The organism is Anaerotignum faecicola (assembly GCA_024460105.1).
Taxonomy (GTDB): Bacteria; Bacillota; Clostridia; order Lachnospirales; family Anaerotignaceae; genus JANFXS01.
Map to the genome: position 1 here is coordinate 1 of JANFXS010000294.1, position 447 is coordinate 447.

At 45.6% G+C, this 447-nt stretch carries 1 protein-coding gene; it reads left to right on the forward strand.

What is annotated here, in order from left to right:
• A partial coding sequence (locus NE664_14035) for a carbohydrate ABC transporter permease (protein MCQ4727754.1) occupies window positions 1–447 on the forward strand: 447 nt, incomplete at both ends.

The window sequence follows — 447 nt, forward strand, 5'->3', positions numbered from 1 at the left end:
ATAGAAACGGCTGGAAGGGGTTCGGAAAAGTAAATTTTGGCACCTTTTTTAAGAATTCGTCCCTGATATCGGTTTTAGCAACAGCCGGTACCATACTGTCCTCTGCTTTTGTGGCGTATAGCTTTTCAAGATGCAGCTTTCGGGGGAAAAAACTCCTGTTTTCCGCAATGCTGGTGTCCATGATGCTTCCGGCACAGGTTCTGATGATTCCGCAGTATTTATGGTATCAGAAGCTGGGCTGGGTCGGAACGTATCTTCCGCTTATCGTGCCTTACTGCTTTGCGGTCCAGGGATTCTTTGTTTATCTGATTATGAATTTTATTAATGGTATTCCAACAGAGCTTGACGAGGCGGCCAAGATCGATGGCTGTTCCTATTATTCGATATTTTTCCGTATTATTCTGCCGCTGGTGGTACCGGCGCTTATTACAGCCGGCATCTTTTCCT